This is a genomic window from Dietzia sp. DQ11-71 (genome assembly GCF_014144995.1).
Lineage (GTDB): Bacteria > Actinomycetota > Actinomycetes > Mycobacteriales > Mycobacteriaceae > Dietzia > Dietzia kunjamensis.
Genome location: NZ_JAALDT010000230.1, coordinates 1 through 2,791, shown reverse-complemented (window position 1 = coordinate 2,791; position 2,791 = coordinate 1). Strand labels below are relative to the sequence as shown.

Genomic DNA, 2,791 nt, shown 5'->3' with positions numbered 1-2,791 from the left:
GTCGCACAGGTCCAGCCACACGCGTGCCTGCCGGTGGCTGCGGGCGAGGGCGTCCACGGCGCGCAGCCACCCGGCCTGCGCGATCGACAGCGCGCCGTCCCAGCCGTAGCGGAGGCGGTCCCACTCGACCCCGGCCGACTTCCACCGTCCGCCGCTGCCGGGGACGACGATCCGGGCCTTGAGGCGGTTGCCCAATCCGGGACGTAGGCCGCCCGGGCCGTCGTCCGGCGCCAGTTCGTCCGGGACCACCGAAAGTTGCAGTCCCACCACCGGGGCCTCGGGTTGCCACCGCGGGGTGTCGAGCGCGCGCAGGGAGTCCTCGGCCTGCCGTCGCCAGGCGGGGATCGACTCGTCCTGGCTGGCCTGCTCGCTGACGAACAGCATGAGGGCGGCGGCGTGTTTGCAGTTCAGCCCGACGGGGCACGAGCACATGCTGCGCAGCGGGCGGCTGGACCCGTCCGCGGCCGGCACGGTGAGGTGAACGGCCGTGGAGTACCAGCGCCCGCTGCCCGCGGCGCCGCTGCCCTTGATGTTCGCGGTGAGCCGGTGGGTGGCGGCGTCGTACGCCACGTCGCGGATCCGCGTCGCGTTGGCGTAGCCGCGGGCGCGCCCCAGCGCCGCCGAGCCCACGAAGGACTCGACGTCGGACTCGGGAACCCGGACGGTCGATGTCAGCACGCCGCCAGGCTAGAGGACGACGACGACGAGGTACCCGGACACCGGAGCCGGTGAGCCCACTCCTGTGGAGGCGGAACGGGCTGTGGAGAACCGGATGCCGAGAACCGGATGGAGGTGCGAAACCGACTCTTGACCGGCCTCGCCCACCGGCCTATCGTGATACCACATGGTTTCATATCGGGCACTCGAGGTGGACCCCGGCGGTCCGGACTACAGCGACGACGAGGTGGACCGGATCTTCCGGGCCCTGGCCGACGCGACCAGGCGGGACATCCTCCGGCGCACCCTGGCCGGCGAATCCACCGTCTCCGACCTCGCGGCCCGCTACGACATGTCGTTCGCTGCCGTCCGCAAACACGTCAACGTACTGGAGGAGGCAGGACTGATCACCGGCCATCGGATCGGCCGAGAACGCAGGATCCGGGGAGACCTCCGGGCGATCCGGGGAGCCCAGCGGCTCCTCGACGCCTACGAGGACATCTGGCGGGCACGCGTCGACAGGCTCGACGCCCTCCTCGCCGAGGACTGACCCGTCACCGCAGGACACACACGAGGAAAGAGGCAGGCCATGCCTGTGACATCAGTGGACAGAGACCTCGACCGGCTGACCCTGACCATCACCGCGGAGTTCCCGGTGCCGGTCCGTCGACTGTGGGACGCGTACGTCGACCCGCGCCAGCTCGAGAAGTTCTGGGGACCGCCCACGTGGCCGGCCACCTTCACCCGGCACGACGTGTTCCCCGGCGGCCGCTCGGACTACTACATGACCGGACCGGACGGCAGCCGCGCGTGCGGGTACTGGGAGTACCTGTCGGTGGACGAGTGCCGGTCGTTCGAGGTGCTCGACGGCTTCAGCCACGACGACGGCCGGCCCAACACCGACCTGCCCACCATGCGGGCGGTGTTCACGTTCGGCGAGACGGACACCGGTTCCCGCCTCGAGACCACCACCTACTTCAACAGCCTGGCCGAGCTCGAGCAGCTCATCGAGATGGGCATGGAGGAGGGGACCCGCGAGGCGATGGGCCAGATCGAGGCCGTGGTCACCGACGACGCCACGTTCGCCGCCGACACCGGCACGCAGTCGCAGCTCCTCGACGAGCGGACCGTGCGCGTCACCCGGATCCTGCACGGCACGCCCCGGCAGGTCTGGGACGCCCACCACGAACCGGAGCTGCTGAACCGGTGGTTCCACGGACCCGACGGCTGGGCGCTGGTCGGCTGCCGGGTCGCCCCGGCGCCCGGCGAGACCACCCGCTTCGAGTGGGCCCCCGACGACGGGGTCGAGGGCGAGGCGTTCGCCCTCACCGGGCAGCTCCTGGAGACCGACCCACCCCACCGGGAGGTCTTCACCGAGACGATGGAGGGCGTCGACGCACCGCCGACGCGCAACGAGCAGACCCTCACGGCCGTCGAGGACGGGACCCTCATGACGCTCGTCATCACCTACGACAGCGCCGACCTGCGCGAGACGATCCTCGGCACCGGCATGGTCGACGGGATGGAAGCCGGCTACCGGAGGCTGGAGGCGGAGGTGCTGACCAGCCCCTGACCGCCGCCCGACCGGCTACGGCCTACCCGCGGTCCTCGAGTGCGGAGGTCCGCGGGTCGGGGTCGGTGGTGGCGGTCTTGTCCGCGAACACCCGCTCGACGGCCAGCACGATCAGCACCACGACGATGCCGGCGGCCACGGCGGCCAGGACCGTCGGCCAGTCGGCGCCGGGGGCCAGGACCTCGGCCTCCTCGGTCTGCCACGGCCACAGCGCGCGCAGCGACCCCAGCATGAGTCCGGCCATGGCCACCAGCGTGGGCTTGCGGAAGTCCTCGAGCAGGCGGTCGAGGACCTTGACGAACAGGGAGATCCCGACGAGCGCGCCGAGGGCGAACACGCCGAGGTAGGCGAAGTTCCGGTCGTCGACGGCGCCGAGGGTCGGGGCGTAGAGCCCCATCGCCAGCAACAGGTAGGACCCCGAGACGCCGGGCAGTACCAGGGCACAGATCGCCACCGCCGCCGCGACGAACACCAACAGGTAGGAGGGGTCGCTGATCGAGCCGCTCGGCAACCCGGACAGGACGAACGCGAACGCGCCACCGAGGACGAAGATCAGGCCCA

General features: G+C 71.3%; 4 protein-coding genes. 2 read left to right on the top strand and 2 right to left on the bottom strand.

All coding sequences use genetic code 11. The features are described 5' to 3' along the window. Positions 1-678: SWIM zinc finger family protein (locus G6023_RS08975; RefSeq protein ID WP_182635079.1), on the bottom strand; the 678-nt coding region annotated here is incomplete at its 3' end. A gap of 166 nt (positions 679-844) precedes the next feature. Between G6023_RS08975 and G6023_RS08970 the strand changes: the two genes are divergently transcribed. Both G6023_RS08970 and G6023_RS08965 read left to right on the top strand, forming a co-directional pair. Beyond that, on the top strand, positions 845-1,207 hold the full coding sequence (locus G6023_RS08970; RefSeq protein ID WP_182635077.1) for an ArsR/SmtB family transcription factor: 363 nt from the start codon (positions 845-847) through the stop codon (positions 1,205-1,207). Positions 1,208-1,246: 39 nt separating this feature from the next. After that, the gene (locus G6023_RS08965; protein ID WP_182635075.1) at positions 1,247-2,230 is read left to right on the top strand and encodes an SRPBCC family protein; all 984 of its coding nucleotides are present in this window, start codon (positions 1,247-1,249) and stop codon (positions 2,228-2,230) included. 22 nt (positions 2,231-2,252) lie between these two features. Here G6023_RS08965 and G6023_RS08960 read toward each other — a convergent pair. Continuing rightward, on the bottom strand, positions 2,253-2,791 hold a 539-nt coding region (locus G6023_RS08960), incomplete at its 5' end, for a DUF368 domain-containing protein (protein ID WP_182635073.1).